Below are 26,679 nucleotides of genomic sequence, written 5' to 3'. Positions count from 1 at the left end.
CGGGCCGGTTCGTAGATCGTGGAGTCCCTCAGAGCGCGCAACCGAATGGGAGTCAACGGCGATGACCGAGACCTACGAGACGATCCTGGTGGACCGCAAGGGCCGGGTCGGACTGATCACGCTCAACCGGCCGGAGGCGCTCAACGCGCTCAACACCCGGCTGATGAACGAGGTCGTGGCCGCGGCCACCGCGTTCGACCGGGACCCGGAGATCGGCGCTCTGGTGATCACCGGATCCGAGAAGGCCTTCGCGGCGGGCGCCGACATCAAGGAGATGCAGGGCAACCGGTTCCCCGACGTCTACCTCGACGACTGGCTGGGCCCCTGGGACCGCCTGGGCGAGCTGCGCAAGCCCGTCATCGCCGCCGTGGCCGGCTTCGCCCTGGGCGGCGGCTGCGAACTGGCGATGCTCTGCGACATCCTGATCGCCGCCGACACCGCCAAGTTCGGCCAGCCCGAGATCAAGCTCGGCGTCATCCCCGGCATCGGCGGCTCGCAGCGCCTCACCCGCGCCGTCGGCAAGGCCAAGGCGATGGAACTGTGCCTCACCGGCCGCATGATGGGCGCCGAGGAGGCCGAACGGGCCGGCCTGGTCTCCCGCATCGTCCCCGCCGACGACCTGCTCCCCGACGCCATCGCCACCGCCGAGAAGGTCGCCGCGATGTCCACCCCCGCGGCGATCATGCTGAAGGAGAGCGTCAACCGCGCCTTCGAGACCACCCTCGCCGAGGGCGTCCGCTTCGAACGCCGCCTCTTCCACGCCGCCTTCGCCACCGCCGACCAGAAGGAGGGCATGGCCGCCTTCGCCGAGAAGCGCCCCGCGGAGTTCAAGCACCGCTGACGCCTCCGAGCGGGGAGGCCCCGTCACCCCGGGGCCTCCCCGCTCACCTCCGGACGGCCTGCGTGGAGGCGTCCGACCAGGCCCGCTGTCCCTGTGCGCTGACGGTCGACCCGAACCGCCCGGGCCCCGGCCGGTCCCGCTCCTCCCACCAGCGGTGGGCCGCCTCCACCTCGTCCCAGAGCCGGGCGGCGTCCTCCTCCCACGGTCCACACACCGAGGCGGAGTCCGAGGACGAACCGGGCTTCCCACTCCTCTCCGGTGACCAGGTGCGGCACGTGCTCGTGCCGGGCCCCGCCGGGTGATGCCGGACGTCCAGCACGAACCGCTCGACCGCCGCGATTCCCTCGCTGCGACCCAGCGGTCCCCAGAAGACCACGTCGGAGGTCAGGGCCTGGGAGAGCAGGGCCGTCACATAGCTGTCGTGCGAGGCGTTGAACGCGGAGATGAACGTGTCGATCGCGGAGCGTGCGGTCTCTTCCTCCATGCCCCCAGTCATACCAGCTGTTTCGCATGCGCTCGTCCCACGAACCGCCTTCCGATCACGGTGAACCATCCCGGTCACAGCACCAGAGAGGCCCACCAGTACCGCTGAGGCCGTTGGTGGCGTCGGCCGGTTGGGCGGCGCCGGGCCCGGCTTCCGGCTCCGCTACTGGGCCGACGGCGTTGGTGTGGAACTGCGCCAAGGTCCGAGTTCCACACCGCCCATCACCGTTCCTGCGGCGGTGTAGAGCACGAGCATGGCCGCGTCGTCGGCCGGGCCGGCCCACGCCAGGTAGGCGTCGGTGATGGCCCGCATCGTCGTTTCATCGGGCTGCGGGTGATCGGTGGCGATGTAGCTGTTGCGGTGATCCCCCTGGGGCGCCGACCGGGCGACCTTGGAGACGTGCCCGACCACCGCCGACTGCTGCTCGGGGGTTCCCTTCTCCTGCACGAACCGGATGAACTCCGCAGCCCCGTCCTCCGCACCGCTCACGGCGGGCATCGCCGTGGGCGCGAAGACCGGCTGATGCGTCGGAGCGGCCACGGTGGTCGGCCCGCAGGCGGTGAGCAGCAGTGCCGCGGCGAACGTTGCTGCGGCGACGGTGGCGGTCGTGCGGTTCAACGAGTCTCCCGGAGAAGGGGGGTGAGGCCCTCGTGCCACCGGGCACGAGGGCCTCACTGGGAACGGTCGGACCTGAATCTAGTCGGCCTTGTCATTCCAGTAACCACCGCAGGTCCAGCTGATCCGCTCATCGGATGACTCGAAGGTGGCCAGGAATCGCTGTTCGGACACCGGAAGGCCCTGCCGCCTCGTACCGTGCGGAAGGCGTTCTCTCCCGCCAACTCCTCTTCAAGGGAAGTCCGTTGACCGCACAGCACGACATCGAAGCCGAGCGCGAACTCTGGGACACGTACGCGGCCGGGATCAAGGACGAGGTGTTCGACGGCGGGCCGGCCCTCCGTTGGACGCAGTACGCCGGCCACGGGCCCGGGCCGGAGCTGCTCGGGGATCCGGCCAGTGCGCTGGAGATCGGGTGCGGGACCGGGCGGGCGATGGCCGTGCTGGCCGGGCGGGGTGTGAAGGTCACGGGTATCGACCTCTCGCCGGTCATGGTCGGGAGGGTCACCGAGCGCTGGGGGCCGTCCGGCGTCCGGGTCCACTGTGCCGAGGTCCTGGACTTTCTGAGCGGCACGGACGAGACCTGGGACGCGGTCTACTCGGTGTTCGGGGCGGTCTGGTTCACGGACCCGCTGAAGCTGCTCCCCCTCGTCGCCTCCCTCCTCAACCCCGGCGGCGTCCTGGCCTTCTCGCACCCGCCGGCCATCCCCGGCGCCTACGGCCCGCAGGGCATGTACAAGGGTGGCTTCGCCGGGAGGGCGCTGTACACGTACCGCTACTCCTACACGCCCCGCAAGTGGGCCGGGCTGCTTCGGCGGAGCGGGTTCGAGTCGGTGGATGCCACAGTGCTCGACGCGCCGACCGAGGGACACATCGGGACCCTGATCGTCACGGGCAGAGTCCCGGCGCCGCAGGCGGGGTCAGCCCCAGGTGAGGGGGTCCAGGTGGAGGTAGAAGCGTAGGCGGTCGGGGTCCAGGGTGGTGCCGTAGCGGGCGGCGAGGGCCGTGTCTGCCGTTTGGGCACGGGCCTCGGTGGGCCAGGTTTCGCGGGCGTTGGCGAGGAGGAGTGCCAGGTCGGCGTGGCGGTCGGCCTGGCCGAGGCGGCCGAGGTCGATGAAGCCGGAGACGGCCCATGTGGTGGGGTCGAGGATGATGTTGGGGAGGCAGAGGTCGCCGTGGCAGACGACCGTGTCCGCAGGTTCCTGGGCGCGTCGGAGGGGGGCCTCCTGGGTGAGGGCGGCCAGTAGGTCCATGGGGGGCGTGTGCTGTTGATCGTCGGGGAGGAACTCCGGGTTCACGGCGTCGCGGGCCACGACGTCCCTTGCACGGGCGACCATCTCGTCCAGGTTCCGGCGGTACGGGCATGCCCGTACCGGGAGTTCGTGCAGTCGGCGGACCGCGTCCGCGATGTCGTCCCAGGCGCGCCACAGGTCCTCGGGCGGCAGTTGATCGGCGGGTACGCCGTGGACGGCGCTGGTCAGCAGGCAGGCTCCCGCCTCGCCGTCGGTCCAGTCGAGGACGCGCGGACCGGGGATGTCCTTGCCGTCCAGCCACGCGATCCGATCGCGCTCGGCCGCCAACTCGGCTGTACCCGCGGCCGTTACGCACTTGGCGTACCCGGTGGCGTCGGCACTGCGGAAGACGAAGGCGCCCGACTCAGCGGTGCTGACGGGCAGCCAGGCGCCGTCGATGCCGAACTGCGACGGCGATACGGGCGCGGGTTCGGGGCGGTCGGCCATGGCGCCCACCCTAAGGGACGCTGGGGATGGGCGCCCGGCCGGTGCTCGGCCGTCCACCAGCAAGGGATCGGGCCACCGTTGCGAGGCCCCCGCCGGCTGAGTCCGGCGGGGGCTTCGGGTCGGCGGGGGCGTGCGGTCAGGAGTACTGCGCTCCGTTGAAGACGTTGTAGGCGTCGTCGCGGTAGTAGGAGCTCACCGCCCACCACTTGCCCTGCCAGCTGTAGCCCGTGACGAAGTCGCCGGTCTGCACGGCCGAGCCGTCGGTCTGGCTGTAGTTCACGAAGAACGGTCCGCCGCTGGCGCCGCCGTCCAGTCCGATGCAGTTGTCGATCAGCGCGGTGGACGGCTGCTCGGGGCCGGCCACCGGCTGGCCGCCGCACCAGAACATGTGCTCGTTCTCCTTCTCCCTCTTCGCGGGGATGCCGATGATGTGCGCGTAGTTGTTGATGTCCCGGTTGAACCCGATGCCGGTGGCCCCGACGACGTCCGCGATGTGCCGACCGTTCTGGGTGTTCAGCACGATGAAGGCGATGTCGCCCTGAGGAGCGGGAGCGGTGACCCAGCCCGCCGCCCGCCAGGTCCACCAGCCGTGCGGGGCGTTCCCCGCGTCGTAGCCGGGCGCGAACTTGAAGTCGTGCCCGCCCTCCACGCAGTGCCGGGCGGTGGCGATGACGTCGCGGTTGGCGCTGGAGACGACGTTGGCGGTGCACACCTTGTTCCCGGCGTCCAGACGCCCCGTGGTGCCCCAGACGCTCGCCGCCGTGGCAGCGGCGGCCGCCGGCTTGACGGTCGGTTCGGTCGCGCGGATCGTCAGCGGGCGACCGTCGAGGGAACTCTCGTTCTCCGGCGTCCAGTTCGTGCGTCCGGCATGCGCCGGGTTGATCAGGACGTGGGTGTTGCCGCTGACGCGCTCGATCGGCTTGGTGCCCGTGGTCGTCGTGGCCGGTGCGGCGGACGAGGCCGGCACGGCCATGCCGAGGGCCGCCACGGATACCACGAGGGTTGTGAGGAGACCGCGTAGACGCATGAGGTGTCCTTCCTTTCTCTGCGGGGTGTGTGCAGTCCCGCCAGCTTGGAAGTGACACGTCAACATCGTGTCGACAACGTGCCAACGGCCGGAAGTTGGACGCCCGTGAATGACAGTGGGGTGGTCATGGCCGGCTGCCACGACCACCCCACCTATCGGGTTCGTACGGTTCAGCCCTCGTTGAGTCGGCGGCGCCGGCTGAGGGCGATGGCGAGACCGCCGAGGATCAGCAGGGCGGCGCTGACCGTCGCCGTGGTGAACACGGTGGCGCCGGTGTCGGCGAGGCTGCCACCCGACGAGTGCCGGGGCGCCGAGGCCGCCGGAGCGACCCGGGAGACCGGCCCGGGCTGCGGGGCCGGAGCAGCGGGGGCGGCCGGAGCGGCCGGGGCCTGCGGGTTCGCCGGGCCGGGGTTGGCCGGGCCGGGGGCGGGAGTGCTGGGGGCGGGGGTGCCGGGCTTCTGACCGCTGTCGGTCGACGACGGCGTCGGCGTCGGGGTGGGCGTCGGCGAGGGGGTGCTCCCGGCCTGGGCGGTGTGGTCGGTCTCGCAGCCCTTCTCGGTGGCGCAGGTGCCGCGCTTGCCGTCCGTGGTGGTGACGGCGTTGTGCAGCTTGCTGTCGCCCTTGCCGTTTACGGTCACGGAGTAGGTGAGGGTGGCGGTGGCGCCGACCGGCAGGTCGCCGGTCCAGGTCAGCTTGCCGTCCTTGACCTCGGCGGTGCCGGAGGTCGTCTTGACGTCGCCGTTGTAGGCGGCGTCATCCAGGACCTTGGACAGGTCGTCGGCGACCGTCGCGCCCTTGACCTCGCCCGCGCCCTGCTGCGTCACGGTGACGGTGTAGGTGACCTTGTCGCCCGCCTTCACCGTCGAACCCGACTTCGGGTCGGCGGACTTGGCGAAGACGTAGGAGCCCTCCTCGTACGTGTACCTCGCGGCGGCGCTGGTGCCACCCGGCGTGGTGACCGTGACGTCCACGGCACCGGCGGTGCTCGCGGCCGGGACGGTGACGGTGATCTGGGTGTCACTGACGACGGTGAACGCCGTGGCCGGGGTGGTCCCGAAGTTCACGGCAGTTTCACCGGTCAGATTGGTGCCAGTGATCGTGACGACGGTGCCACCGGCCAGCGGACCGTGGTCCGGCGCAATGCCGGTGACGGCAGGCGCCGGAACGTCGTAGGTGTACTTCACGGCGGGGCTGGTGCCACCAGGGGTGGTGACCGTGACGTCGACCGCACCGGCAGCGGCCCCAGCGGGAACGGTCGCGGTGATCTGCGTGTCACTCACAACAGTGAACGCCGTGGCCGGGGTGGTCCCGAAGTTCACCGCGCTCGCACCGGACAGGTTGCTACCGGTGATCGCGACGGTAGTGGCACCGGCGAGGGGTCCGTGGTCCGGGGTGATGCCGGTGATGGCCGGCGCCGGGATGTCGTACGTGAACTTCACGGCGGCACTGGTGCCACCCGGCGTGGTCACCGTGACATCAACTACACCGGCAGCGATGCCCGCAGGAACGGTCGCGGTGACCTGCGTGTCACTCACGACCGTGAACGCCGCCGCCGGGATGGTCCCGAAGGTCACGGCGCTCGCCCCGGACAGGTTCGTGCCCGTGATCGTCACGACACTGCCACCGGCGAGCGGACCGTGATCGGGCGCGACACCGGTGACAGCGGGAGCCGGCACGTCGTACGTGAACTTCGCGGCGGGGCTGGTGCCACCAGGGGTGGTGACCGTGACGTCGACCGCACCGGCAGCACTCCCGGCAGGGACGGTCGCGGTGATCTGGGTGTCACTGACGACCGTGAACGCCGTGGCCGCAGCGGCCCCGAAGGACACCGCGCTCGCCCCGGTGAAGTTGGCGCCGGTGAGGGTCACCATGGTGCCGCCCGCCAGCGGACCGTGATCCGGCGCGATGCCGCTCACAGCGGGAGCCGGGATGTCGTACTTGTACGTCCCGGCGGGGAAGGTGCGGCCCGAGGCGGTCAGGGCCACATCGACGCTGCCGACCGCGTGCGGCGGGGCGGTCGCGGTGACGGTGGTGTCGTCGACGACGGTCAGGTCGGTCGCCGGGACGCCGTCGAAGGTGACGGCGGTGGTGCCGGTCAGGCGGACGCCGGTGAGGGTGACGGTGGTGCCGCCGGCGGCCGGGCCGTGGCCGGGGCTGATGCCGGTGACCGTCAGCGGCACGACCTCGCCGACCGCCAGGCCCCAGGGGCGGCGGCCTGTGGGGAAGGTGGCGGTGACGGTGTTCGTCGCGGTGTCGATCACCGACACCGTGTTCGAATTGGCGTTGGTGACGTACATGACGCCGCCGGCCGGGTCGGCCGCGACATCGAGGGGCAGGTCACCGACCGGCACGGTGGCGACCACGGTGTTGGTCGCGGTGTCGATCACCGACACCGAATCCCCCGTGCCGTTGGCGACGTACACATACCGCCCGTCCGGACTGCCGGCGATGCCCCCCGGTCCGGTGCCGACCGGGACGAGCGCCACGACGCTGTGGGTGGCGGTGTCGATCACCCCGACTCGGCTGGAGGAGGTGTAGGAGACGTACGCGAGCGCGCCGTCGGGGCTGATCACCACCCCCTTCGGGCTCCTGGACCCGGGCTGGCGGATGGTGGCGGTGACGGTGTTGGTCGCGGTGTCGATCACCGCCACCGAGTTGCCGTCGAGACTGGCCACGTAGGCCCGGCGACCGTCCGGGGTCAGCCTGATCGCTATCGGCCCCATATCAACCGGGATGGAGGCGGTGACCTTCCGGGTGGCCGTGTCGATCACGACCACCTTGTCGGCGATGCCCACGTAGGCGTGCGCGCCGTCCAGTGAGAAGGTCACCGCCCTGGGGCCGAGGCCGACCGCGATGGTGGCGGCGAGGGTGTTGGTCGCGGTGTCGACCACCGCCACGGAGGAGGCGCCGCTGTTGGTCACGTACACCTGCGTGCGGTCCGGTGAGAGGGCCACGTACTGCGGCCCGTTGCCGACCGGGATGGTGGCGGCCACCTTGCCGGTCGCCGGGTGGTAGGCGGTGAGCGAACCGTCCTGGAGATTGGCGACGTAGGCCAGCAGCACAGGCTGCACCGACGGCGCCGACGGCCCCGCCGCGGCCGGGACGACCGCGCCCAGGGTGCCCAGCGCAGCGGCCGTCACCGCTGCCGCCATTCCACGCCGCAGCCTTCGCCATCGGCCCGGGCGAGTAGCCCCGATGTCGGGGACCAATGCCATGTGCTCCGCCTTTCCGCGGGTCGGGTCCGCCCGACCCCCCGGCCAGGCGGCGTCAAATCGCGCCATGTTCACGGTCTCTGACGATCCACAGAATGACGGATGATGACCTTTTCCGTCCATTCACAACCGGAATCCGACTGTCCGTGGTATTTCACCGCCACCCCGCCGGGCCCCGCCGGGCTCAGCCGTCGGCCGTCAGCGCGGTGTTGAGGCGGGCCAGGCCGCTGCGGGTGGCGGCGACCACGACGCTGTCGCCGGGTTCGAGGGTGCGGGTGCGGTCGGCGTAGTTCCACTGGTAGAGGCTCGGGTTGCGGGCGAGGCGGACGGCGAGGACGCGGACGCCGCCCGGGTCCTCCAGGTCGTGGCGGTTGAGGCCGATCAGGCCGCTGCCGAGTTCGGCGGGCAGTTCGGCGATCAGCAGCACGTGGCGGAACACCGAGAGCGTGCCGAGCACCTCGCGCCCCATCAGCGCGGAGGCGAAGGCCGGGGCGGCGAGGTAGGAGGTGGAGCGCGAGGCCACGTTGTCCAGGGTGGCGTAGACGTGACTCGCGAAGGAGTCGTCGAAGAGCCGCAGCACCACCCGGACGTCGGGGCGTTCGGCGCGCGCCTCCAGGGCGGCCTCCAGGTTGGTGGCGTCGTCGCCGCTGACCGCGACCACCGCGCGGCTGTGCTTGAGCCGGGCGCGGCGCAGCTGTTCGGCGAGCGGTCCGTCGTCGACCACCACCGGGACGCCGAGCGCGCGGACGGCGGAGATGCCGCGCGCCTGCGGGTCGCTCTCCACCCCGACCACCGGGACGCCGAGGCCGTGCAGTTGGCTGACCACGCGGGTGCCGACGTTGCCCAGGCCGACCACGACGACGTGGTCGCGGGTGCCGGCGCCGGGGTTGCGGGGCTGGCCGCGCCGGCCGGAGGCGAGCACCTCCACCATGATGGCGGTGGCGACCGGGGCGAAGGTGATCCCGCAGAAGGTGATCACCACCTGGGCGACCCGCTGCCAGGTGCCGCCGGTCCCGCCGGAGGCGCCGGGCTGGTCGGGCTGGGCGGCGCCGGCGATGTCGAGCAGCGAGGTGTAGAGCGTCCAGGCGAAGTTGCCGTTGAGGTGCCAGAGCAGGCCGAAGGCGAGCAGCACGGCGGCCAGGGCGGTGATCAGCACCACCCTCAGCCGGACGCTGGTGAAGAAGCGCAGGGTGTCGAGCAGCCGCCAGCGCAGCCGGCGCCACCAGGCGATCCGGACGGCGGGTTCGCTGCGCAGGGTCTGCAGGGCGGCGATGCCGCCGTCCGGCCCGGCCTCGTCGGCCAGGTCGGCGGCGCGGCGGGCCTCGGCGCCGGAGCGGATGGGCCCGTCGTCGCCGAACTCGCTGGCCAGCCGGACGAAGGAGGCGGAGTCGCCGGCCTGTGCGGGCAGCAGCCGGATCCGGCCGACGTCCTGGCGGTCGATCCGGTCGGCGACGACGCAGAGCCGGTCGGAGCTGATGTCGTCGTCGTAGGCGATGTGCAGGAAGCGGTCGCCGACCTGGACGGAGTTGGGGCGTGAGAGGGCGGCGTCGGCGAAGGCGGGGGCGGCGGTGGCGGAGCCGGAGAGCGCGGCGCCGTTCCTGAGCAGGCGTTCGATGTTGGCGCCGAGCCGCTGGTTGAACATCCGCAGGACGATGCGGATGGCGGGGTTGTGGCCCTGTGCGGAGAGCGCGGCGTGGATGTTCTCCTGGTCGTGGCCGTCGACGAAGGCGATGCCGCGCGCGGTCTCCACCCGGACGGCGCGCAGCGCCTCCTCGGTGACGCTGCTGTACTCGACGACGGCGGCGACGCCCTCCAGCTGTTCGATCCGGGGCGCGTGGTCGCGGGCTCGGTCCGGGACGAGGACGACGACCGGTACCTCGTAGTGCTCGACGAGTTCGAGGGCCAGCCGGTGGGCGAGCGCGTTGCCGCCGCAGACGATGTAGTGCTGGCTGATCGGCTCGACCGGAGGGGTCCCCCACCCTTCAGAAGTCACATCACCGGATCCTATCGACGGTGTATGAGGCCCAGATGGCGTTCCGGCAATCCCGGGGGAAACCCGTTCGATCGCCCGAACGGGTGTATCCGGCGAGCGGTACGGGGCGCGTGGGGTGATCGTGAGGAGCGCCCGAACCCCGCGCGCCGTGGGGGCCCGCGCACCCGCCCCCACGCGTACGCCGGGGCGCCCGTTCCCCTTACGCTCCCCCGCCGCTCCCCTGGAGGACGCCACCGTGGTCTCCCCGATCATCACTCCCGACGGCTCCCCGGTGCAGGGCCCGCTCGGGCTGCTCGCCAAGGCCGCCTGGCAGGTCCTGCTGGTCGCCGGACTCGTCTCGCTCGGCCTCGGGATCGTCGTGTTCGTCTGGCCCAAGGAGACGCTGCTGGTGGTCGGCGTGCTGTTCGGCCTCTACCTGCTGGTCATCGGCATCGTGCAGCTGGTCGCCGCGTTCGGCACGCACGCCACCACCGCGATGCGGGTGCTGGCGTTCATCAGCGGCGCGATCTGCGTGCTGCTGGGCCTGCTCTGCTTCCGCAGCGCGGCGCAGTCGGTGCTGCTGCTGGCGATCTGGATCGGCATCGGCTGGCTGTTCCGCGGCATCACGCAACTCGCCGCCGCCATCTCGGACCCCGCCATGCCCGCCCGCGGCTGGCAGGCCTTCGCGGGCGGGGCGAACACGCTGGCCGGTGTGCTGCTGATGGTCTGGCCGGCCGGGTCGATCACCGCGCTGACCGTGCTGGCCGGCTGCTGGCTGGTGGTCCTGGGGCTGATCGAGATCGCCACCGCGTTCCAGGTGCGGAGCACCGCGAAGCAGATCCCCTCCGGGGTCTGAGCGCGCGGCTCCGGCAGCCCTCAGGCCCAGCGCGGCGCGTCGGTGCCCCAGCGCCCCGGCGGGCGCGTCCAGTCCGCCGGGGCGCCCGCGTACCCGACGGGCGGCAGGGCGTACCGCAGCCGTCCGTACGGCGAGTCGGTCTCGGTGAGCCAGCGGGCCGGGTCGTGGGGCTCGTCGTTGGGCGGCAGGTGCGGGTCGGCGGTGGGGGTGATGCCGTGCAGCAGCCAGGAGGCGGTGCCGGCCAGGGAGTAGCGCAGGTGGCGGCCGCCGGGCCGGCCGGTGCGCTGGTCGGTGCGTTGATCGGTGCGTTGATCGGTGCGTTGGTCGGTGCGTTGGTCGGTGAGGGAGCGCAGTACGCCGGCCGCGACGAGGTAGCCGGTGCCGTGGTCGAGGGCCTGGGCGGGCAGGGCGCCGGGGCGGCCGTCGGCGCCGGCCTCGGTCGCGGCGATGCCGCACCCCGCCTGGACCAGGCTGTCGAAGCCGCGCCGCCCGGACCACGGGCCGCTCCAGCCCCAGGCGTTCAGCTCGACGAGGACCAGGCCGGGCCGGCGGGCGAACAGCGCCCCGGGGGCCAGGCCGTAGGCGTCCAGCGCGCCGGGGCGGTAGCCGCTGATGACGACGTCGGCGGTGGCGAGCAGGTCCTCGAAGACGGCCCGGTCGGCACTCCCGGCGAGGTCGAGGCGGGCGGAGCGCTTGCCGAAGCCGGTGTCGGCGTGGGCGTCGTCGGCCTCGGGCAGGCGCGGCGGGTCGAGGCGCAGCACGTCGGCGCCGAGCAGGGCGAGGGTGCGGGTGGCCACCGGGCCGGCGATCACCCGGGTGAGGTCGAGGACGCGGATCCCGGCGGCGGGCCGGTCGGCCGGGGCCGGGTCCAGCGGCCGGGGCGCCGCCTCGTCGACGGTGCGCACCTCGGCCAGCGGCAGGAGGGTGTCCCGGACCGGCGCGACGGCGACGGCGAGCGCCCCCGCCGCGTACGCGCGCTCCTGGACGGCCGCGGCCGGCAGTTCGCGCAGCACGGCGGCGAGCCGTTCGGGCCCGGCGTCGTCGGGCAGGCCGAGGGCGGCGAGCAGCCGGTCGCGGTGGTGGGGGTAGTTGGCGTGGGTGCGCAGCCAGCCGTCGGCGGTGGGCCAGAAGCCGGAGTGCGGTGCGAAGGAGACCGGCGCGCGGCCGTCGATCCGCAGGTGGCGCTCGCTGACGAAGGCCGTGGCCACGGCGCCCTGGTCGATCCGGACCCGCGGCACGGGGCCGCCGGTGCGCAGCGCGGCGAGTTCTGCGGCGGCCAGCGAGCAGGCGGCGACGGTGGCCCGGGCCAGCCGCCGTACGGGCAGGCGGGAGGGCAGGACCGCGTCGGGGCCGTGGAAGGAGACCCGCTCCAGCAGGGCGGACGCCCCGCCGAGGGCGTGCCAGGCGTCGGCGGTGGGTCCGTCGGCGGGCCCGGGCGGGGCGGGGAGCGGACGGCCGGCGAGCGGAGGGCCGGGCAGCGGAGGGCCGGGCAGCGGACGGTCGGTCATGCCCGCATTGTGCGCCGTGCGGCGGGGTAAACGCAGTGACATCCGCCACCACCTCCCCCGCGTCCCCCAGGAGGACCCGCATGGCCAGGCCCCACCCCGGTCCGGTGCCCGCGATCCGGCGGCTCGACCTCGGCTACTTCGTGCGTCCGGCCGGGGAGGCCGACAACCCGGAGCCGCGGGTGGAGCCGGTGCTGGCGTACCTGGTGCGCCGGCCGGAGGGGCTGCTGCTGTTCGACACCGGCCTCGGCGAGGGCGATCCGGAGGCGGACGCGCACTACCGCCCGGTGCGCCGTCCGCTGACGGCGGCGCTGGCGGCGGCGGGTGTGGCGCCGGGCGAGGTGGACGTGGTCGTCAACTGCCATCTGCACTTCGACCACTGCGGCGGCAACCCGCTGCTGGCCGGGGTACCGGTGTGGACGCAGGCGGCGGAGCTGGCGCAGGCCCGGGCGGGCGGGTACACGATCGACGCGCTGGTGGACTTCCCGGGTGCCCGCTACCGGGAGCTGGACGGGGAGGCGGAGGTGTGGCCGGGGGTGCGGGTGGTGCCGACGCCCGGTCACACGGCCGGGCACCAGTCGCTGGTGGTGGCGGGGGCGGACGGCTGCACGGTGCTGGCCGGCCAGGCGTGCGACACGGCGTCCGGGTACGGCGCCGCCGTGCTGGCGCGGCGGGCGGCGGCGGAGGGGGTGGTGGGCGCGCCGCTGCCCGGGTACCCGGCCTGGCTGGAGCGGCTGGCGGCGTTCGGGCCGCGCCGGGTGCTGTTCGCGCACGATGACGCGGTGTGGGAGCCGGCCGGGGCGGTGTGAGGCGGAGAGGGTTGGGCGAGGCGGGGAGGGGTTGGGTGAGGCCGGGGTCCGGGTGAGGCCGGGGCTGCTCAGAAGGTGAACCGGAGCGAGCGGATGCGGTGGTCGAAGCTGGAGGGGACGAACTCGGGCTCGCCGGTCGAGCGGGCCTCGGGGAGGCGGGTGAACAGCTCCCGGTAGAGCACCTTCATCTCCTGCCGGGCGAGGTGCGCGCCGAGGCAGTAGTGCGGCCCGCCGCCGCCGAAGCCGAGGTGGGGGTTGGGGCTGCGGGTGATGTCGAAGGCCTCGGGGTCGGTGAAGACGCTCTCGTCGCGGTTGGCGGAGCCGTAGTAGAGCACCACCTTCTCGCCCGCCCGCAGCAGCGGGCCGTCGGGGCCGCCGAGCCGGTGGTCGACGGCCAGGGTGCGGCGGAACTGGATGATCGGCGTGGAGTGGCGGACGATCTCGTCGACCGCGCCGCCGAGGTGCCCGTCGAGGTCGCCGAGGAGCAGGGCGCGCTGTTCGGGGTGGGCGGTGAGCAGGTGGAGGCCGTGCGCGAGGGCGTTGCGGGTGGTCTCGACCCCGGCGACGAGCAGGAGGGAGAAGAAGGCGCCGAGTTCGCGGCCGGTGAGGCGGCGGCCGTCGACGTCGGCGGTGACCAGGGCGGAGATCAGGTCGTCGGTGGGCCGGCGGCGGCGTTCGCGGCCGAGGTCGGCGACCATGCCCTGCATCCGGGCCAGCGCCCGTAGTCCCCGGCCAGGCATCCGGATCCGCTGGCGCAGCGGGCGTTGGACACCGGTGTGCTCGGAGGCGTGGTCGACCTGGTCGAGGATGGCGCGGCGGGGCTCCTGCGGGATGCCCATCATGTTGCAGATCACCTGGAAGGGGAGTTCGGCGGCCACCGCGTTGACGAAGTCCTCGGGGCGCTCGCGCTCGACCCGGTCGACCAGGTCGGTGGCGACCCGGCGGATGTCGTCCTCGACCCGGGCGATCAGACGCGGGGTGAAGGCGCGGGAGACGATGCGGCGCAGCTGGGCGTGGCGGGGGTCGTCCAGGTTCACCATCGAGTCGCCGAACAGGAGGCGCACCCAGCGGGCGGGTTCGGGGGTGGTGACGCCGGGTCCGCTGAGGAAGACGGCGGGGTTGCGGCTGGCCTCGACGACGTCGGCGTGCCGGACGAGGGCGTGGAAGCCCGGGGCGTCGCCGAAGCGGGCCGGGGCGGGCAGGCGGCGCAGCTCGGCGAAGGCGGCGGCGCGGGCGTGGTCGGGCAGCCGCCAGAACACCGGGTCGGCGAGATCGGCGCCGAGGGTGCCGAGGGTGCCGGAGGCGTCGGCGGTTCCTGCGGTGCCGGCGGTTCCTGCGGTGCCGGGCGCGGGGATGCTGCCGGCCTCGGGTGCCGTGGTGTCCATGCCGGGTCTCCTGTCGCCGTCGGGGCCCGTGTGCGCGGAGTCACATTCAGGGCGTCACATTCAGTACGTATCTGCACGGACGTGTCAAACCGATATGACGGTATGAAGAGAGCATCTTCCGGACCAGTCCGGCATGCGGCGGAGGGCGGTCGCTCGCGCACCGTCGGGATCCGGCCACCACACCGTCACCTCCATCACCTGCGCCCCGCCCGTGCCGGACGGCGCGCGTGCCCGAACGGCTTGCCCCGAAGGGGCGTTCCCGAGGTGGCCGGACATCACGGCAGGGACGGAACCGGCCAATACCGGAGGGTGCGGTACAGGGCGGCGGAGGCGGGTGCGACGATGAGTGTCATCGTGATGACCGACCGGATCCGCTCGCTGCGCGCCGTGGTCTTCGCCGCGCTCTGCGTGGCGCTGGCCGCCACGGCGCACGTCGCCATGGCGGGTTCCGGGGTCTCGGCCCCGGTCCTGGCGGGCGCGTTCGCTCTCACCCTCAGCCTCACCTGGCTGCTGGCCGGCCGGCGGCGGGGGCTCACGGTGATCAGCTGCTGGATGGTGGTGGCGCAGACCGCGCTGCACCTGACGTTCCAGCAGGCGGGCTCGCTGTTCGGGGGCGGCGGCATCGCCGGCGCGCCGTCGACGGACTGGGCCTCGCTGCTGCTGTGCAATCCGGACACCACGCCCACCGGGCTGTCCTCGGACGAGTTGGCGCTGATGGCCGGGCTGGACCCCGACATTCCGCCGTCCGGCACCGCGGCCGTCGCCCACGCGCACGGCGCGGCGGCGGCCGCCGACCTCACGTCCGCCGCGGGTACGCCGGTGCCGGGCTCCGGTTCCGGCTCCGCGGCCGCGTCCGGGATGGCCGGGCACGACATGAGCGGTATGAGCGGCATGAGCGGCATGCCCGGGATGAACGGAATGAACGGTACGACCGGCATGGGCGGCCACGGCATGGCCGCGCACGGCATGTCGACCGGCATGATCACCGCCCATGTGGTCGCCGCGCTGGCCTGCTCGCTGCTGCTCTGGCGCGGCGAGGCGGCGCTGGTGCGTCTGTTCGAACTGCTCGGCGCGCTGGGCTCGGTGCTGGCGGGGGCGCTGCTGGCGCCGCTGCTCGTACTGTTCGCCCGTGCGACCGGCTACCGGCCGCCGGACGTGCCCGAACCCGTCGGACACCGGGCCCGGCTGCCACGGTCGGTGCTGCTCTCGCACGCCCTGGTCCGGCGCGGGCCTCCCCCGGCCGCGTTCGCCCGCTGACGCGCCCGCCGCCGTTCCCGGACACCGCCGGTGTCCGCCACGCGGCGGGCAGGTCGCCCCGCGCCGCGACCGCGCCGCCGGGTACCGCCGCCCGTCCCCCGACGACCGCCGACCGACCGCGCACCACCGCCTCCCGCGCCTCCCGCCGGGCGGCCGTGGGCCGTCGCGGGCGGCCGGTGCGTCCGTGCCGGGGGGCGCCGACGGTTCCGACGGAGACCGCTGCCGGCGCCGGGGTCCGGGCCCGCACGTGCCGACCGTTCCCGCCGCTCCGCCGGACCGGGACCGGGACCGCACGACCGCCCATCGACGCCGACGGTGCCGACCGCAACGGCACCGCACCCCGTCTTCCCCTCAGGACTTCTCCATGCCTGACTTCGACGGCGCACCGGCCACACCCGGCGCCACCGTCCTACCGCGTCCGCCCGCCGTCCCCCTGCCCGGGGCGGCCCACTTCGGCTCCACCGTCCTCGGCAGCGCCGAGGCGCGTGAGCAGCTTCGCCGTCCAGTCCGCCGACGGCTCGTCGGCCCCGTTCGCGAGCAGCGGCCCGCGCAGTCGCTCCGCCCGCTCCAACCACTCCCGGCAGGCCGTACACCGGGCGAGGTGCCCGTCCAGCCGGCGGTCCGGCACACCGGCCGGTTCGCCGTCGAGGCGGGCGGACAGAGCGGTACGAAGTTGCGCGCATCTCATATGACCATCGTCCCGTACCTGCTCCCAGGCGGGACCGACCGGGTAGGGGGCCGTCGTGGATGACGATCAGCTGACCGCGCTCGCCCTGGCCGCCCGCGAGGGGCGGCCCGCCGATGTCGAGGCCTTCGTCCGGGCCACCCAGCGGGACGTGTGGCGGTTCGTCGCCCACCTCACCGACGTGCAGTCCGCCGACGACCTCGCCCAGGAGACCTTCCTGCGGGCGCTGCGCAGCCTGCCCGGGTTCGCCGGGCGCTCCTCCGCCCGCACCTGGCTGCTGTCCATAGCCCGGCGCACCGTCATCGACCGTTACCGCACCGCCGCCGCCCGGCCGCGCTGCGCCGCGCTGCCGGACTGGCAGGAGGCCGCCGAGCGGCAGGGCACCCCGCCGGCCGCGGGCTTCGAGGACGGCGTGGCGCTCGGCGACCTGCTGGACCGGGTGCCCGCCCAGCGGCGCGAGGCCTTCGTGCTCACCCAGGTCGTCGGGCTGAGCTACGCCGAGGCCGCCGAGGTGGCCGGCTGCCCGGTCGGCACCGTCCGCTCCCGGGTCGCCCGGGCTCGCGAGGAGCTGATAGCCCGGCTGCGGGCGGCCGAGGCCGGCGAGCCGGCACCGGCCTCGGCCGGGGAACTGGCGGCCGTCGGCTGAGGCGGCGCCGGGGGCCGACGGACCGGCGGCCCCCGACGAGATGTTCGACCCCGGACCGCTGACAGATGACGGATGACAGATTTCAAAATCTGTTATCTGTTATCTGAAATCTGTCAGTTGTCAGCCGTCGGCGGGCCCGGCTCCCCGCTCCCGGCCGCAGGCAAGATCAGCCATCGTCGTCATGATCCGGCCAAGCCTCAAAAATCCCCCACCTGTTCGGAACCCGGACCCGGGTGCCTCCGACTGCTGTACCGGACGCCGCCGCCGAGAGGGTGTCCGGACAGCACGGGGGGGAACGGAGGATGACCCATGGCAACGCAGCAGTCTCCCGCCGTCGGCGCACCGGGTAGCAGCCCGGCCGGGGCGGAGGACCGGTGGAGCCTGGTCTTCGCCGCGGGCCTGCTCGCCTTCGTCGCGATGCTCGACATGAACGTCGTGAACCTCGCGCTCACGGACATCGCGAAGGCCTTCGACGTCTCCCCCACCACCGCCCAGTGGGCCGTGCTCGGCTACCAGCTCCCCCTGGTGGCCCTGCTGCTGCCCGCCGGGCGGTGGCTGGACCAGGTCGGCCTGCGCTCCGCACTGCTGCTGGCCGTCGCCTGCTTCGCGCTCTGCAGCGTCCTGGCCGCCGTCGCCCCCTGGGCGAGCTGGCTGATCGCCGCCCGCCTCGCCCAAGGCGCCTTCGGCGCCGTGCTGTTCGTCCTGATGCCGGTCCTCGCCGCCACCTCCGTGCGCCCCGAGCTGCGCGGCCGGGCGATGAGCGTGCCCGCCACCATGGGCCCGCTCGGCGCCGTCACCGGCCCGGTGATGGGCGGCCTGCTGCTGGACCACGTCGGCTGGCGGGCGATCTTCCTGGTCAAGCTGCCGATCTGCCTGGCAGCCTGGCTGATCGCGCACCGCAGCGCCACGCGCGGCGGCAAGCGGCTGCGGCTGCCCGACCGCGGCTCGCTCGGCGACGCCGCGCTGATCGGCTCGGCGATCGCCGCAGTCCTGCTCGGCCTCACCCTCGCCCCGGACGCGCCGCTCTGGCTGCTGCTCACGCTTCCCTCCGTACCGCTCCTGCTGATCTGGCTGCGCCGCCCCGGCGGGCGCCCGGTCGCCACCGTGCTGCGCGTCTCCCGCACCGCCCCCGTGAACGGCTCGGTGCTGGCGCTCGCCGCCGGCTTCGCCGCCACCCACTTCCTGCTCGCCCAGCACCTGCGCCGGGAGAGCGGGGAGAGCGCGACCACCACCGCGCTCACCATGCTGGCGTTCCCGCTCGGCATGGTGCTGGCCGGCCGCTTCGGCGGACGGCTCGCGGACCGCTGGGGCGCCCGCCCGACGGCGCTCACCGGCGCCGTCGTCACCACGATCGGCCTGCTGCTGCTCGTCCCCGTGTCCACCGACTGGTCCTCGCCCGACATCGCCTGGCGGCTCGCCGTGGCCGGCGCCGGAATGGGCCTCAACGGCGGCCCGGTCCAGGCCCTGGTGATGACTTCGGCCCCGCGGGACCAGCTCGCCACCGCCGGCTCGGCCGTCCAGCTGTCCCGCAGCCTCGGATTCGCCCTCGGCCCCGCGCTGGGCACCGCCGCCACCCTGTACGGCACCACCGAGATCGCCGGCGTACGGGCCGGCCTCACCGTCGCCGGCCTCGCCGCCGCCGTCGCCGTAGCCCTCCTGACCCTGCACCACCGCACCACCAAGGGCGGGAACCCCGCCGACCGCACCACGGGCACCATCAAGACCGAGAGCACCACCAAGACCGACCAGACGATCAGCAGTCCCGCGTGACGGATCGTCACACTCGGCCTGCATTCGGCGGATCCACACCGGAGGAACATCCGAAATGACCGACACCGTCCACGACCCGACCGCGGCGGGCGAGGCCCCCGACGGGCCTCGCTGCCCGTTCGGCTACGACGAACTCCCCGACCCCGTACCGATGTTCGGCCAGGAATTCAAGAGCGACCCCTACTCCCTCTACCGGCGGATGCGGGCGGCAGGCCCGGTCCACCGGGTGACCTTCCCGAGTGGTGTCGGCGCCTGGCTGGTCACCGGCTACAAGGCCGCCCACGAGGCGCTCAACGACCCCCGGCTCGGCAAGAACCACGCGCTCGGCAACGACGAGTGGCGCCGGCTCGCCTCGATCATGCCCGAGCCGCAGCACTCCCAGCTCCAGGTGCACCTGCTGCACCAGGACCCGCCGAAGCACACCACGATGCGCAAGCTCGTCCTGGACGCCTTCTCACCGCGCCGGGTGGAGCGGCTGCGCCCGCGCATCCAGGAGTTGGCCGACGCCCTCGTCGACGAGCTGCCGCCGACCGCCCCGACCGGCGGCGTCGACCTGGTGGCCGGCTTCGCGGCCCACTACCCCTTCCAGGTGCTGGCCGCGGTGATCGGCCTCCCGCAGGAGCTGGCCGTCAAGTTCGACCGCGACTGGGGCAAGGTGGTGCAACCGGTCGGCCCGCAGGACCCGGGCCGACCGGCGTACGAGGGCCGGCTGCGCGGCCTGCAGACGTACATCGCCGAGGTGGTCACGCACAAGCGCGCCACCTATGACCCCGCCGGGCCCGACGTGGACCTGCTCGGCCGGCTCGTCGCCGCCTGCGACGCCGGCGAGTTGAGCCCCGAGGAGCTCGACTCGATGGTGTTCCAACTGCTGGTCGCCGGCCAGGAGCCGGTCACCAACCAGATCACCACCATGCTGATCACCCTGCTGCGCCACCCGGAGCAGCTCGACCGGCTGCGCGCCGCCCTCGATCCCGACGCGCCCACCGCCGAACCGGACCTGCTCATCCGGGCGATCGAGGAACTGCTGCGCTACGACGGCGCCTTCGAGCTCACCACCTGGCGCTTCTTCGCCGAGGACAGTGACCTGCACGGCACCACCGTCCCGGCCGGCGACTCGGTGATCGTCGCGCTCAGCGCCGCCAACCGCGACGAGGAGCAGTTCACGGACACCGACGTCCTGGACTTCGACCGCTCCCCCAACGCCCACCTGGCCTTCGGCCACGGCATCCACTTCTGCCCCGGCGCCGCCCTGGCCCGGGCCGAACTCCAGATCGCCATCGGCACCCTGCTCACCCGGCTGCCCGGGCTGCGCCCGTCCGTCGCCGACGGCGAGCACATCGACGCGCTCGCCTGGGTTCCCGCCGTCCTGGCCCGTGGGGTGAACCAGCTCCCGGTCGCCTACGACCGGCGGATCTGAGCGCCTGCGAAGGGGCGACCACGCTTCTCCCTGCATCCACCACAGCGTCCCGGCGACCACCGCCGGGGCGTGGCTCCGCCTGCCCGAAGCCCGATCACCGTTCCGTGGAGGACCGCCATGCCGCCCGCCGGCACCGTCACCAGCAGCTCCAGCAACTCCCAGGCCGACAGCACCGGGAGCGACGTGACCACCGCGCAGACCAGCGCCGGGTACACCGTCCCTGACCAGCAGACCATCACCCGGATCTCCGCCGAGATCCTCGACCTGCTGCTCCCGCACCGCCGCGCCTCCGACCCGGAGGTCGACGCGGCGCCCGCCGACTTCCCGCTCCAGATGGAGCAGTTGGCGGACTTCATCACCGCCGGGGACCCGATCCTGTTCACCCTGCCCGGGTTCCCCTGCAAATCCCCCAACCTCGCCAAGGTGCTCAGCCACCTGCCCGACGAGGGCGAGCGGCTCTCGCTCACCTTCCTCAACCGGCTGGCCGAGGAGATCGGCAAGATCTACGAGCCCGGCGCCAAGATCCTGATCTGCTCCGACGGGCACATCTTCGGTGACCTCATCCACGTGCCCGACGACAACATCGACCAGTACTCGGACGAGTTGGCGGCGCTGATCGAGCGCGAGGGCCTGACCAACCTCGACACCTTCGACCTGCGGGCCGTCCTCGGCGACCTGCCCTTCGACGAGAAGCGCGCCCGGGTGCACGCCCAGTACGCGCCGACCAAGGAGGAACTGCGCGAGCAGGTGCTCACCGACGAGGAGACCGCCAAGCTCTATCGCGGCATCACCCGCTTCCTCACCGAGGACACCTTCGGCTGGACCGGCACCAAGTCCGCCCTGCAGAAGGACTGCCGCCAGCGCGCCTACGGCGTCATCCAGCGCAGCCGCGCCTGGGGCGACCTCATCGCCGAGCAGCACCCCCGCTCGTTCCGGCTCTCCATCCACCCGCAGAAGGTCGGCGTGCTGAAGTTCGGCATCCGGCTGCTCGAGCACGCGGACATGTGGATGACCCCGTGGCACTCCTCGGTGCTGCACCGCCAGGACGGCGAGTGGGAGCTGCTGCGCAGCGAGGAGGCCGCCAAGGTCGGCCGCCTGGTCGAGCGCAACGGCCGCCCGAGCCACTACGAGACCTCCTGACACTCGACCGAGGCCGGGGCGGCGGCGACCGGGAGTCCTGAGGGCACCCGGGCGCCCGCCGCCCCGGCCGACGTCGTTCCCCCGTCGGGTCCGGTCGCGGGCTTCCCGCTCCCGGCCTTCCCGCTCCCGGCCCGTACGCTCCCGGCCGACGTGCTCCCGGCCGGCGTGCGGTGGTCGAACGCGATCAACGGGTCACCCGTCAACGGGTGTTCGACCACCGCCGCCCGCACCCCGAACACCTCCGCCAGCAGTTCGGCCGTCAGCACCTCGCGCGGCTCCCCCGAGGCGACCAGGGCGCCGCGGTGCAGCACGTGCAGCCGGTCGCACACCGAGGCCGCCGCGTTCAGGTCGTGCAGCGCGACCAGTGTGGTGCGCCGCTGCTCGCGTAACAGGGCCAGCAGCTCCACCTGGTGCCGGACGTCCAGGTGGTTGGTCGGCTCGTCCAGCACCAGGACGTCCGGCTGCTGCGCCAACGCCCGCGCCAGCAGCACGCGTTGCCGCTCCCCGCCGGAGAGCTGGGCGAACCGGCGGTCCGGGGCGTGCGCCATGCCGACCCGCTCCAGCGCCTCGCCGACCACCCGGTGGTCCTCGGCGTCGTCCTTGGCGAACGCCCGCTTGTACGGGGTGCGGCCCATCGAGACCACCTCGCGGACGGTCAACTCGAAGTCCCCGCCGCGCTCCTGGGGCAGCGCCCCGATGTGCCGGGCGGACTGCGCCGGGCTCATTTCGGACAGCTCCCGCCCCGCCAGCAGCACCCGTCCCGCGCTCGGCCGCAGGTGCCGGTACACGGTGCGCAGCAGACTGGACTTGCCGCTGCCGTTGGGACCGACCAGCCCGGCGATCTCGCCCTCCTTGGCGACCAGGTGGACGCCGGCCACCACGGTCCGCCCGGCCAGGGCGACGCTCACGTCCTCGACGGCGATTCTCAATTCCGCTCCAGTCGTCGGTCCAGCAGGTAGAGCAGGGTGGGCGCGCCGAGCAGCGCGGTGACCACGCCGATCGGCACCTCCTGGCCGTCCAGCGCGGTGCGGGCGAGCAGGTCGACGACCACCAGCAGTACCGCGCCGGTGAGGGCGGACAACGGCAGGAGCCGGCGGTGGTCGCCGCCGACCAGCATCCGGCACACGTGCGGGACCATCAGCCCGACGAAGCCGATCGCCCCGGAGACCGCGACCAGGACGCCGGTGAGCACGCTGGTGACGGCGAAGATCTCGCGGCGCAGCCGGACCACGTCGACGCCGAGCCCGGCCGCCGTCTCGTCGCCCATCAGCATGGCGTTCAGGCCCCGGGCGCGCCCCTGGAGCAGCAGCATGCCGAGGACCACGGCGACGGCAGGAACGACGAGTTGTCCCCAGGTGGCGCCGCTGAGGCTGCCCATCAGCCAGAACAGCACGCCCCGGGTCTGCTGCTCGTCGCCGGTCTGCAGCACCAGGTAGCTGGTGAGGCCGGAGAGGAACTGGCCGATGCCGATGCCGGCCAGCACCAGGCGCAGCGGGGAGAAGCCGCCGCCGCGCCGGGCCATCAGCCAGACGAGCGAGAAGGCGGCGAGCGCGCCGAGGAAGGCGGCCACCGAGACGGTGATCCCGGCGATGCCGCCGACGGTCAGCTCCAGGCCGACGCCGGCGCCGAGCACGATGACGCCGACCGCGCCGAGCGAGGCCCCGGAGGAGATGCCGAGCAGGAACGGGTCGGCGAGCGGATTGCGGACCAACGCCTGCACGGCGGTGCCGACGACGCCCAGTCCGGCCCCGACCACGGCCGCCAGCAGGGCGCGCGGCACGCGCAGTTGCCAGACGATGAGGTCCCGGCTGCCGGGCGCCGGATGCTGCCCGGTGATCCGGCGCCCGACCACCTCCCACACCTCACCGGGCGGGATGTCCACCGCGCCGAGCGAGACCGCGGCGGTCAACGCCACGACCAGGGCGGCCGTGAGCACGGCGGCGAGCGGTCCGGCCCGCAGGGCCCGGACGCGCTTGCGCCGCACGGCCGCGTCGGCGGCGCCGGCGGTGTCCGCGACGTTCGCGGCGTCAGCGGCGTCGCCCGCGGTGGTGGTGGTCGTGGCCCCGGACATCGGCTACTGCCCGTTCTTGACGAGCGTCGGGTGGACCGTCGCGGCGATCTGCCGGACGGTGTCGGCGGTGCGGGTCCCGGCGATGGTGGTGACCTCGGAGCCGATCCGCAGGAAGCGCCCCTCCTGCACGGCCTTCAGCCCCTGGGTGGCCGGGAAGCTCTTGAGGAACGCCTCGGCCTCGTCGAAGGCCTTGCGGTTCGCCTCCTCGCCTCCGCGGTTGCGCACCGCGAGCTGGATCCAGTCCGGGTTCTTGGCCACCACGTCCTCCCAGGAGACGGGCCTGAAGTCGGCGTCGCAGTCGGCGAACACGTTGCGCGCGCCCGCCAGGGTGATCACCGCGTTGGCGACCTGCCTGCCACAGACGGCCATCGGTTGCTTTGTACCGGCATCGAAGTCGAAGAGGAAGTACCCGGGACGCTGCGCCTCCGGTACGCCCGCGGTGGCGTTCTTGACCTCCGTGATCTGCTGCTCCATCGCGCCGACGATCTCCTCGGCCCGGGCGGCCGTCCCGGTGACCGCGCCGAGGCGGCGGATGTCCTCCTCGACGGCGGAGAGGTCGGTGCGCGGGCCCTGCGCCGCCTTGGAGCTCTTGGCGCAGGCCGTGGAGAGCAGCAGCACGTGCTGGATGCCGACCGCCTTCAGCTCCTCCTCGCTCGGCCCGGAGCCCGCCGCCCCCATCGCCGGCATCGGCCCGAAGGTGTCCACGTAGAGGTCCGCGCCGGAGCCGAGCAGCTTCTCCTTGGGGATCAGCGTGTCGCCCAGCACCGGGACCTTGGCGCCCTGCTCGGCGATCGGGGCCGGCAGGCCGCCCTTGCGCGGCGGGAACCCGGTGCCGATCACCCGCTCGCCCACGCCGAGCTGGAGCAGCATCTCCAGCGCCGCCGCGTTGCTGGTGACGATCCGCTCGGGCGCCTGCTTGACGGTCGTCTCCTTGCCGTCGCAGTCGGCCACCTTGACCGGGAACGTCCCGCCCGCCGCCGGCCGCGCGCTCCCGCCGCCCGCCGCGTCCGCGCCACCGTCACCGTCACCACCGCCGGAGCATGCCGTGGCCGCGGCGAACAGGGCGACGGCGGCCGCGATACCGCGAAGGGCGCGAGGGCGCATCAGAATCTCTCCTGGTCAGTGGTCGTGCTCGGGTCCTTCCTGTGAACCCGGACCAGGTAGTCGGCCACCGCACCCGGCCGGTTCCCGGGAGTTTGCCCCTCCAGGCACCCGGCCGGTGACGGCGGGGCGGTCGGGACGGGGACGGCCGGGTGGGGCGGGCCGGGTGGTGGCTCGACGGTGGCGAGGTGGCGGCCGGGTGGTGGCGAGGTGGTGGCTAGGGTGGGGTGATGACGTCCTCCTCCCCCTCCGGCGGTCCGCCGGTGGCCGACGATCTCGGACTCGTGGTACCGCTCGGCGCGGGACCGGTGCGGCGGGTGGTGTCGCTGGTGCCCTCGCTCACCGAGGCGCTCGCCGCCACCTCGGACGGGCTGCTCACCGGCGTCACCGACTGGTGCAGCCACCCCTCGAACCTGGACGTACCCCGGATCGGCGGCACCAAAAACCCGGACGTGGCCCGGATCGTGGCGCTCGCCCCGGACCTCGTGATCGCCAACGCCGAGGAGAACCGCCGCCCCGACCTGGACGCCCTGCGGGCGGCCGGCGTACCCGTCTGGGTCACCGACATCCGCACCCTCGACCAGGCGTTCAGCTCACTGGACCGGCTGCTCACCGTCGCCTGCGGCCTGCCCCGCCCACCGTGGCTGGACGCCGCCGAGGCCGCCTGGGCCGACGCCCGCCCGCTGCCCGGCCCGCCCCGCCGGGCGGTGGTGCCGATCTGGCGCCGCCCCTGGATGGTGCTCGGCCACGACACCTTCGCCGGCGACCTGCTGCGCCGCCTCGGCCTGCGCCTCCCGCACGCCGAGGACCCGGACCGCCCCGAGCGCTACCCCGCCGTCCCGCTCCCCGACCTGCTCGCCTCCCGCCCCGACCTGGTGGTCCTGCCCGACGAGCCCTACCGCTTCACCGCCGACGACGGCCCCGAGGCCTTCCCCGGCGTTCCGGCGGCCCTGGTGAGCGGCCGCCACCTCACCTGGTACGGCCCGTCCCTGGCACAGGCCCCGGCCGTCCTGACGGCGCAGCTCACCCGGGCGTCGGCGCACGGGTGACCGCCCGATCCCTGTCGTCGGACTTCACCGGGTGGACACGGGGAAGGCCCCGGAGCGCGGTCGGTGACCGTGCTCCGGGGCCTTCCCGGTCGTCGTCAGCCGCGCGCGGCGGCGACGGCGGCGCCCAGCGCCTCCTTGATGCGCGGCCCGAGGCGGGCGAAGCCCAGCTCCTTCATGGCCGCCCGCAGCAGTTCCTCGTCACTCCGCTCGACCGCGTCGCCGTCGACCCAGCGCACGATCACGAGCAGCTCCTCCGCCGAGTACGCGGTCACGGGCCGCCCCGGCGTGAAGTCCGGCTTCTCCGGCCGCCCCCCGACCTCGGCGGCGGGCTCAGCCTCGGAGGCGGCCTCCGGCTCCGGCGCCTCGTCGGCGGCGGCGTCCGTGACGGGCTCGGCGACCTCGGTCTCGACCACGGCTTCCGCAACCGGCTCAGCCTCGACCTGCGCCTCGGCGACCGGGGCCTCCGCAACGGCCTCGACACTCGCCTCGGCCACGGGCTCAGCCTCAGCCGCCACCGACTCCGCGTCCGCGTCCGCGACGACCTCAGTCAGCTCGGCCGCAACCTCCACCATCGGCTCGGCCGCTTCCTCGGCCACAACCTCCGCAACCGGCTCAACCACAACCGGCGCCTCGGCGACCGGCTCGGCTTCGGCCACCGGCTCGGCTTCGGCCACCGGCTCAGCCTCAGCCTCTGCAGCCGGCTTGGCCGTCTCCTCGGCCCCGATCTCCGCAACCGGCTCAGCCTCAACCGGCGCCTCGGCGACGACCTCCGTCGGCTCGGCCGGAATCTCCACGGCCGTCTCAGCCTCAACCGAAGCCTCCACAACCGGCTCGGCCGCATCCTCGGCCACAACCTCCGCAACCGGCTCAACCACAACCGACGCCTCGGCAACCGGGGTCTCGGCAACAACCTCCGTCGGCTCTGCCGCAGCCTCCACGGCGGACTCGGCCTCAACCGCCGCCGAGTCCGCGTCCGCGACGACCTCCGTCAGCTCGGCCGCAACCTCCGCAACCGGCTCAACCACAACCGACGCCTCGGCAACCGGGGTCTCGGCAACAACCTCCGTCGGCTCTGCCGCAGCCTCCACGGCGGACTCG

21 protein-coding genes and 2 pseudogenes are annotated in these 26,679 nt (G+C 73.6%); 10 read left to right on the top strand and 13 right to left on the bottom strand.

Features of this window, described 5'->3' with window-relative positions; translation table 11 throughout:
* Nucleotides 1-61 precede the first annotated feature (61 nt).
* The gene (locus ACFZBX_RS33050) at nucleotides 62-841 is read left to right on the top strand and encodes an enoyl-CoA hydratase (protein WP_391537476.1); all 780 of its coding nucleotides are present in this window, start codon (nucleotides 62-64) and stop codon (nucleotides 839-841) included.
* Between the two features lie 280 nt (nucleotides 842-1,121).
* On the opposite strand, the pseudogene ACFZBX_RS33045 reads toward ACFZBX_RS33050, so the two are convergent.
* Nucleotides 1,122-1,325 (bottom strand): annotated as a pseudogene (locus ACFZBX_RS33045) (nuclear transport factor 2 family protein); the annotation flags it as partial.
* A 162-nt stretch (nucleotides 1,326-1,487) separates the two neighbouring features.
* Complete coding sequence (locus ACFZBX_RS33040; RefSeq protein ID WP_391537475.1) at nucleotides 1,488-1,943, bottom strand: hypothetical protein; 456 nt, start codon at nucleotides 1,941-1,943, stop codon at nucleotides 1,488-1,490.
* Between the two features lie 242 nt (nucleotides 1,944-2,185).
* On the opposite strand from ACFZBX_RS33040, the gene ACFZBX_RS33035 reads away from it, so the two are divergent.
* Complete coding sequence (locus tag ACFZBX_RS33035) at nucleotides 2,186-2,902, top strand: class I SAM-dependent methyltransferase (RefSeq protein ID WP_391537474.1); 717 nt, start codon at nucleotides 2,186-2,188, stop codon at nucleotides 2,900-2,902.
* Here the strand turns inward: ACFZBX_RS33035 and ACFZBX_RS33030 are convergent.
* From ACFZBX_RS33030 to ACFZBX_RS33015, 4 genes are all read right to left on the bottom strand, one after another.
* Entirely contained in the window at nucleotides 2,861-3,679 is an 819-nt protein-coding gene (locus ACFZBX_RS33030) for an APH(3'') family aminoglycoside O-phosphotransferase (RefSeq protein ID WP_391537473.1), read from the bottom strand. The genes ACFZBX_RS33035 and ACFZBX_RS33030 overlap by 42 nt on opposite strands.
* A gap of 136 nt (nucleotides 3,680-3,815) precedes the next feature.
* Nucleotides 3,816-4,676 (bottom strand): trypsin-like serine peptidase, encoded by an 861-nt coding sequence (locus ACFZBX_RS33025; protein WP_391537472.1) that lies wholly within the window; start codon nucleotides 4,674-4,676, stop codon nucleotides 3,816-3,818.
* Nucleotides 4,677-4,876: 200 nt separating this feature from the next.
* Nucleotides 4,877-7,858: an IPT/TIG domain-containing protein gene (locus ACFZBX_RS33020; protein WP_391537471.1), complete on the bottom strand. Its 2,982-nt coding sequence runs from the start codon at nucleotides 7,856-7,858 to the stop codon at nucleotides 4,877-4,879.
* A 244-nt stretch (nucleotides 7,859-8,102) separates the two neighbouring features.
* Nucleotides 8,103-9,911, bottom strand: coding sequence for an NAD-binding protein (locus ACFZBX_RS33015; protein ID WP_391537470.1), 1,809 nt, complete (start codon nucleotides 9,909-9,911; stop codon nucleotides 8,103-8,105).
* A gap of 235 nt (nucleotides 9,912-10,146) precedes the next feature.
* Between ACFZBX_RS33015 and ACFZBX_RS33010 the strand changes: the two genes are divergently transcribed.
* Entirely contained in the window at nucleotides 10,147-10,746 is a 600-nt protein-coding gene (locus ACFZBX_RS33010) for an HdeD family acid-resistance protein (protein WP_391537469.1), read from the top strand.
* A gap of 20 nt (nucleotides 10,747-10,766) precedes the next feature.
* Here the strand turns inward: ACFZBX_RS33010 and ACFZBX_RS33005 are convergent, their stop codons facing one another.
* Nucleotides 10,767-12,254, bottom strand: a complete 1,488-nt coding sequence (locus ACFZBX_RS33005) for a CoA transferase (RefSeq protein WP_391537468.1) — start codon at nucleotides 12,252-12,254, stop codon at nucleotides 10,767-10,769.
* A gap of 80 nt (nucleotides 12,255-12,334) precedes the next feature.
* On the opposite strand from ACFZBX_RS33005, the gene ACFZBX_RS33000 reads away from it, so the two are divergent.
* Nucleotides 12,335-13,060 carry an MBL fold metallo-hydrolase gene (locus tag ACFZBX_RS33000; RefSeq protein WP_391537467.1) on the top strand — a complete coding sequence of 242 codons (726 nt, stop codon included), beginning with the start codon at nucleotides 12,335-12,337 and terminating at the stop codon, nucleotides 13,058-13,060.
* A gap of 68 nt (nucleotides 13,061-13,128) precedes the next feature.
* On the opposite strand, the gene ACFZBX_RS32995 is transcribed toward ACFZBX_RS33000, so the two are convergent.
* On the bottom strand, nucleotides 13,129-14,445 hold the full coding sequence (locus ACFZBX_RS32995) for a cytochrome P450 (RefSeq protein WP_391537466.1): 1,317 nt from the start codon (nucleotides 14,443-14,445) through the stop codon (nucleotides 13,129-13,131).
* Nucleotides 14,446-14,787: 342 nt separating this feature from the next.
* Here ACFZBX_RS32995 and ACFZBX_RS32990 point away from each other — a divergent pair, with 342 nt between their 5' ends.
* On the top strand, nucleotides 14,788-15,702 hold the full coding sequence (locus tag ACFZBX_RS32990; protein WP_391537465.1) for a hypothetical protein: 915 nt from the start codon (nucleotides 14,788-14,790) through the stop codon (nucleotides 15,700-15,702).
* A gap of 409 nt (nucleotides 15,703-16,111) precedes the next feature.
* Here the strand turns inward: ACFZBX_RS32990 and ACFZBX_RS32985 are convergent, their stop codons facing one another.
* Nucleotides 16,112-16,390: a zf-HC2 domain-containing protein gene (locus tag ACFZBX_RS32985; RefSeq protein WP_391537464.1), complete on the bottom strand. Its 279-nt coding sequence runs from the start codon at nucleotides 16,388-16,390 to the stop codon at nucleotides 16,112-16,114.
* A 55-nt stretch (nucleotides 16,391-16,445) separates the two neighbouring features.
* Here ACFZBX_RS32985 and ACFZBX_RS32980 point away from each other — a divergent pair, with 55 nt between their 5' ends.
* From ACFZBX_RS32980 to ACFZBX_RS32965, 4 genes are all read left to right on the top strand, one after another.
* A complete protein-coding gene (locus ACFZBX_RS32980; RefSeq protein ID WP_391537463.1) occupies nucleotides 16,446-17,033 on the top strand; it encodes a sigma-70 family RNA polymerase sigma factor in 588 nt (195 codons plus the stop codon).
* Nucleotides 17,034-17,342: 309 nt separating this feature from the next.
* A complete protein-coding gene (locus ACFZBX_RS32975; RefSeq protein WP_391537462.1) occupies nucleotides 17,343-18,803 on the top strand; it encodes an MFS transporter in 1,461 nt (486 codons plus the stop codon).
* Nucleotides 18,804-18,954: 151 nt separating this feature from the next.
* Nucleotides 18,955-20,220 (top strand): cytochrome P450, encoded by a 1,266-nt coding sequence (locus ACFZBX_RS32970; RefSeq protein WP_391537515.1) that lies wholly within the window; start codon nucleotides 18,955-18,957, stop codon nucleotides 20,218-20,220.
* 117 nt (nucleotides 20,221-20,337) lie between these two features.
* Nucleotides 20,338-21,360 (top strand): L-tyrosine/L-tryptophan isonitrile synthase family protein, encoded by a 1,023-nt coding sequence (locus ACFZBX_RS32965; RefSeq protein ID WP_391537461.1) that lies wholly within the window; start codon nucleotides 20,338-20,340, stop codon nucleotides 21,358-21,360.
* Here the strand turns inward: ACFZBX_RS32965 and ACFZBX_RS32960 are convergent.
* Genes ACFZBX_RS32960 through ACFZBX_RS32950 form a run of 3 tightly spaced genes read right to left on the bottom strand, consistent with a single transcriptional unit; the run spans nucleotide 21,345 to nucleotide 24,535 of the window.
* Nucleotides 21,345-22,289 (bottom strand): ABC transporter ATP-binding protein, encoded by a 945-nt coding sequence (locus tag ACFZBX_RS32960; RefSeq protein ID WP_391537460.1) that lies wholly within the window; start codon nucleotides 22,287-22,289, stop codon nucleotides 21,345-21,347. The genes ACFZBX_RS32965 and ACFZBX_RS32960 overlap by 16 nt on opposite strands.
* Entirely contained in the window at nucleotides 22,286-23,431 is a 1,146-nt protein-coding gene (locus ACFZBX_RS32955; RefSeq protein WP_391537459.1) for a FecCD family ABC transporter permease, read from the bottom strand. The genes ACFZBX_RS32960 and ACFZBX_RS32955 overlap by 4 nt, the downstream gene beginning before the upstream one ends.
* A gap of 3 nt (nucleotides 23,432-23,434) precedes the next feature.
* Entirely contained in the window at nucleotides 23,435-24,535 is a 1,101-nt protein-coding gene (locus ACFZBX_RS32950) for an ABC transporter substrate-binding protein (RefSeq protein WP_391537458.1), read from the bottom strand.
* Nucleotides 24,536-24,762: 227 nt separating this feature from the next.
* Here ACFZBX_RS32950 and ACFZBX_RS32945 point away from each other — a divergent pair, with 227 nt between their 5' ends.
* Entirely contained in the window at nucleotides 24,763-25,581 is an 819-nt protein-coding gene (locus tag ACFZBX_RS32945) for a helical backbone metal receptor (RefSeq protein WP_391537457.1), read from the top strand.
* Nucleotides 25,582-25,676: 95 nt separating this feature from the next.
* Here ACFZBX_RS32945 and ACFZBX_RS32940 read toward each other — a convergent pair.
* A pseudogene (locus ACFZBX_RS32940) lies at nucleotides 25,677-26,679 on the bottom strand (hypothetical protein); the annotation flags it as partial.

Origin of the sequence: Kitasatospora sp. NPDC008115 (genome assembly GCF_042957205.1) — a bacterium.
Lineage (GTDB): Bacteria > Actinomycetota > Actinomycetes > Streptomycetales > Streptomycetaceae > Kitasatospora.
The sequence above is the reverse complement of the archived record's forward strand: the minus strand, read 5'-3'. Positions and strand labels throughout refer to the sequence as shown.